Genomic DNA, 4259 nt, shown 5'->3' with positions numbered 1-4259 from the left:
GCCCCGCGGCAGCCGCCGCCGCGCCCACCCCCAGCCAGGCCGCCGCTCCCGACAGAGAGTGTGCCGGTCCCATCATGCTCGTACCCGCCCCAGTGCAGTTGTGGTGAAGCCCCGTGTGCCGGGCCCCAGTTGACAGGCCAGAGTACCGTCCGTGATCTTCGCTTCCCCGGCCGGTTCCCGTATCCGGCGGGAAGACAGGCAAGATGGGTGCGTGACCCTTATCGATCAGCTCCCGCCGGACGCCGACCCCGACGCCCTCTTCGAGGCTTTCTCCTCCTGGGCCGAAGGCCAGGGCATCACGCTCTATCCGGCTCAGGAGGAGGCGCTGATCGAGGTGGTCTCCGGTGCGAACGTCATCCTGTCCACGCCCACCGGCTCCGGAAAGAGCCTGGTCGCGGCGGGTGCGCACTTCACGGCGCTGGCGCAGGACAAGGTCACCTTCTACACCGCGCCGATCAAGGCACTGGTCTCCGAGAAGTTCTTCGACCTGTGCAAACTCTTCGGCACGGAGAACGTCGGCATGCTGACCGGCGACGCCTCCGTCAACGCCGACGCGCCGGTGATCTGCTGTACCGCCGAGGTGCTGGCCTCGATCGCGCTGCGCGACGGCAAGTACGCGGACATCGGCCAGGTCGTGATGGACGAGTTCCATTTCTACGCCGAGCCGGACCGCGGCTGGGCCTGGCAGATCCCCATCCTGGAGCTGCCGCAGGCCCAGTTCATCCTGCTGTCGGCGACTCTCGGTGATGTCTCGCGCTTCGAGGAGGATCTGACCCGCCGCACGGGCCGGCCCACCTCCGTCGTACGGTCCGCGACCCGCCCGGTCCCGCTGTCGTACGAGTACCGGCTCACACCGATCACCGAGACGCTGACCGAGCTGCTGGAGACCAAACAGGCGCCGGTCTATATCGTGCACTTCACGCAGGCCGCCGCCGTCGAGCGGGCGCAGTCGCTGATGAGCATCAATATGTGCACGCGCGAGGAGAAGGACAGGATCGCCGATCTGATCGGCAACTTCCGCTTCACCACCAAGTTCGGCCGCAATCTCTCCCGCTATGTGCGCCATGGCATCGGTGTGCACCACGCGGGCATGCTGCCCAAGTACCGACGGCTGGTGGAGAAACTCGCGCAGGCCGGTCTGCTGAAGGTCATCTGCGGTACGGACACGCTCGGTGTCGGCGTCAACGTCCCTATCCGTACAGTGCTGTTCACCGCGCTCACCAAGTACGACGGCAGCCGTGTCCGTACGCTGCGCGCCCGGGAGTTCCATCAGATCGCGGGCCGGGCGGGCCGCGCCGGATTCGACACGGCGGGCCTGGTCGTGGCCCAGGCGCCGGAGCATGTCGTGGAGAACGAGAAAGCGCTCGCCAAGGCGGGCGACGATCCGAAGAAGCGCCGCAAGGTGGTGCGCAAGAAGGCTCCCGAGGGCTTTGTCGCCTGGTCGGAGACCACGTTCGAGAAGCTCATCGGCTCCGATCCCGAGCCGCTGACCTCGCGCTTCCGCGTCACGCACACCATGCTGCTGTCGGTGATCGCACGGCCGGGCAATGCCTTCGAGGCGATGCGCAGGCTGCTGGAGGACAACCACGAGCCGCGCAGACAGCAGCTCCGGCACATCCGGCGGGCCATCGCCATCTACCGTTCGCTGCTGGACGGCGGAGTCGTGGAGCGGCTGGCGACTCCGGACGCGGAGGGCCGTATCGTCCGGCTCACCGTCGATCTCCAGCAGGACTTCGCGCTCAACCAGCCGCTGTCGACCTTCGCACTGGCCTCGTTCGAGCTGCTGGACCCCGAATCGCCCTCGTACGCGCTGGACATGGTGTCGGTCGTCGAGTCCACGCTGGACGATCCGCGGCAGATTCTCGCGGCCCAGCAGAACAAGGCGCGCGGCGAGGCGGTGGCCGCGATGAAGGCGGACGGTGTCGAGTACGAGGAGCGGATGGAGCGGCTCCAGGACGTCTCGTACCCCAAGCCGCTCGAAGAACTGCTCGTGCACGCGTACAACACCTACCGCAAGAGCCATCCTTGGGTGGGCGACCATCCCGTCTCGCCCAAGTCGGTGATCCGGGACATGTACGAACGGGCGCTGTCCTTCACCGAGTTCACCTCGTTCTACGAGCTGGCCAGGACCGAGGGCATCGTGCTGCGCTATCTGGCGGGCGCGTACAAGGCGCTGGAACACACCATTCCGGACGATCTGAAGTCGGAGGATCTGGAGGATCTCACCGCGTGGCTCGGTGAGATGGTGCGCCAGGTCGACTCCAGTCTGCTCGACGAGTGGGAGCAGCTCGCCAATCCGGAGATCGAGACGGCCGAGCAGGCGCAGGAGAAGGCCGATCAGGTCAGACCGGTCACGGCCAACGCCCGCGCCTTCCGGGTTCTCGTACGCAACGCGATGTTCCGCCGTGTCGAGCTGGCCGCTCTGGACCGGGTCGGCGAACTGGGCGAGCTGGACGGCGAGTCGGGGTGGGACGCGGACGCCTGGGGCGAGGCGATGGACGCGTACTGGGACGAGTACGAGGATCTGGGCACCGGGCCCGATGCCCGCGGGCCCAAGCTGCTCGCCATCGAGGAGGATCCGGCGCACGGTCTGTGGCGGGTCCGCCAGACCTTCGCCGATCCCAACGGCGACCATGACTGGGGCATCAGCGCGGAGGTCGATCTGGCGGCCTCCGACGAGGAGGGCCTGGCCGTGGTGCGTGTCACGTCCGTGGGACAGCTCTGAACCGGGCCGAGCACCGAGAATGGGCATGAGAACGGTCATGCGAGAACGGGAGTACAGCGCACCATGACGAATCCCGCCGAGCGGCTGGTCGATCTGCTCGATCTGGAGCGGATCGAGGTCGACATCTTCCGCGGGCGCAGCCCGGAGGAGTCCCTGCAACGGGTCTTCGGTGGCCAGGTGGCGGGCCAGGCCCTGGTGGCGGCGGGCCGTACCACCGACGGCGACCGGCCGGTCCACTCGCTGCACGCGTACTTCCTGCGGCCGGGCCGCCCGGGTGTGCCGATCGTCTATCAGGTCGAACGGACAAGGGACGGACGGTCCTTCACCACGCGCCGGGTCACCGCCGTCCAGCAGGGCCGGACGATCTTCCATCTGACGGCCTCGTTCCACCGCCCGGAGGAGGCCGGCTTCGAGCACCAGCTCCCGCCGAGGCTGGAGTTCCCCGATCCGGAGACGCTGCCGACGGTCAGCGAGGAGGTACGGGCGCATTTGGGCCAGCTGCCGCAGCCGCTGGAGCGGATGGCCCGGCGCCAGCCCTTCGACATCAGATATGTGGAGCGGCTGCGCTGGACCCAGGAGGAGATCAAGGAAGCGGATCCGCGCAGCGCGGTGTGGATGCGCGCGGTGGGACCGCTGGGCGACGATCCGCTGGTCCACACCTGCGCGTTGACGTATGCGAGCGACATGACGCTGCTGGACGCGGTGCGGATCCCGATCGAGCCGCTCTGGGGACCGCGCGGCTTCGACATGGCGTCGCTGGACCACGCGATGTGGTTCCACCGTCCGTTCCGCGCGGACGAGTGGTTCCTGTACGACCAGGAGTCGCCGATCGCGACGGGCGGCCGTGGGCTGGCGCGCGGGCGGATCTATGACCGTGAGGGCCGGCTGCTGGTCTCGGTGGTGCAGGAGGGCCTGTTCCGCCGGCTCGACACGGCAGGTCCACAATGAGGTGAGAACGTCGGAGACCGAGGAGATCTTGATGACTCTGTACGACATCCCGCTGCGCACCCTGACGGGTGAATCCACTTCCCTGGCCGCCTACGAGGGCAAGGCCGTCCTTCTGGTGAATGTCGCGTCCAAGTGCGGCCTCACTCCCCAGTACGCCGGTCTGGAGCGGCTCCAGCAGCAGTACGGCGAGCGGGGCTTCACCGTCCTCGGCGTACCCAGCAACCAGTTCGCGGGACAGGAGCCCGGTACCGCGGAAGAGATCCAGACCTTCTGCTCGGCGACGTACGGTGTCACCTTCCCGCTGCTGGAGAAGACGGATGTGAACGGTGAGTCCAGGCATCCGCTGTACACGGAGCTGACGAAGGCGGCCGACGCCGAGGGCGAGGCGGGCGACGTCCAGTGGAACTTCGAGAAGTTCCTGCTCTCTCCCAAGGGTGAGGTGGTCGCCCGGATCCGGCCGCGTACGGAGCCGGAGGCCCCCGAGGTCGTCGCGGCGATCGAGGCCCAGCTTCCCGGCTGACACGCGACCCGCCGACGACACGCCGGGGCTGCCGCGGCGGCCCCGGCCTCGGCACCGGTCCCGGGC

General features: G+C 68.1%; 3 protein-coding genes. All 3 read left to right on the top strand.

Going from position 1 to position 4259, the window contains the following annotated elements; translation table 11 throughout:
• Positions 1–151: 151 nt before the first annotated feature.
• The 3 genes from GA0115259_RS29115 (at position 152) to GA0115259_RS29105 (ending at position 4193) form a co-directional block, all read left to right on the top strand.
• Positions 152–2725, top strand: coding sequence for a DEAD/DEAH box helicase (locus tag GA0115259_RS29115; RefSeq protein ID WP_093602543.1), 2574 nt, complete (start codon positions 152–154; stop codon positions 2723–2725).
• 63 nt (positions 2726–2788) lie between these two features.
• Entirely contained in the window at positions 2789–3673 is an 885-nt protein-coding gene (locus GA0115259_RS29110) for an acyl-CoA thioesterase (RefSeq protein WP_093602541.1), read from the top strand.
• 31 nt (positions 3674–3704) lie between these two features.
• Positions 3705–4193 carry a glutathione peroxidase gene (locus tag GA0115259_RS29105; RefSeq protein ID WP_093602545.1) on the top strand — a complete coding sequence of 163 codons (489 nt, stop codon included), beginning with the start codon at positions 3705–3707 and terminating at the stop codon, positions 4191–4193.
• Positions 4194–4259: the final 66 nt, after the last annotated feature.

Source organism: Streptomyces sp. MnatMP-M17, from assembly GCF_900091995.1.
Lineage (GTDB): Bacteria > Actinomycetota > Actinomycetes > Streptomycetales > Streptomycetaceae > Streptomyces.
This window is presented reverse-complemented; position numbering and strand designations above follow the sequence as displayed.

What these genes read in the sequence shown, in the direction of transcription:
- GA0115259_RS29105 (WP_093602545.1), top strand. Translation starts at nt 3,705, where the DNA reads ATGACTCTGTACGACATCCCGCTGCGCACCCTGACGGGTGAATCCACT.
- GA0115259_RS29110 (WP_093602541.1), top strand. Translation starts at nt 2,789, where the DNA reads ATGACGAATCCCGCCGAGCGGCTGGTCGATCTGCTCGATCTGGAGCGG.